The organism is Gemella sp. GH3 (genome assembly GCF_013415425.1).
In the GTDB taxonomy this organism is placed as follows: Bacteria; Bacillota; Bacilli; order Staphylococcales; family Gemellaceae; genus Gemelliphila.
The window spans coordinates 1-379 of record NZ_JACBYC010000012.1; the positions used below are offsets into that span (position 1 = coordinate 1).

General features: G+C 30.1%; 1 protein-coding gene. It reads left to right on the forward strand.

All coding sequences use genetic code 11. The features are described 5' to 3' along the window. Positions 1-267: DivIVA domain-containing protein (locus HZY83_RS00060; RefSeq protein WP_179942088.1), on the forward strand; the 267-nt coding region annotated here is incomplete at its 5' end. Between the last annotated feature and the right edge of the window lie 112 nt (positions 268-379).

The following is a 379-nucleotide window of genomic DNA, read 5'->3' on the forward strand; positions in this document are numbered from 1 at the left end:
GGCTATAGAAGAGAAGAAGTAGACGCTTTTTTAGACGATATTATTACAGATTATCAAAAAATGGCGGACATGAATAATGAAGTTGTTAAGCTATCAGAAGAAAATAATAAATTAAAAAAAGAACTTGAAGAGTTAAGACTTCGCGTTGCTACAACAAGACCACAGGAAAATAAAAACTTTTCTTCTAATAATGGCAACAACTCATCAAACAATGTAGATATTTTAAAACGTATTTCTAATTTAGAAAAAGCAGTTTTCGGTAAGTAATATAAATTTTTGTTACTTATTCACATGAAATTGTGTTATAATCGCAAAAGTGATATTTCGGGTAATCGCTATAGCAATATAGAGGAAAGTCCATGCTCACACAGTCTGAGAT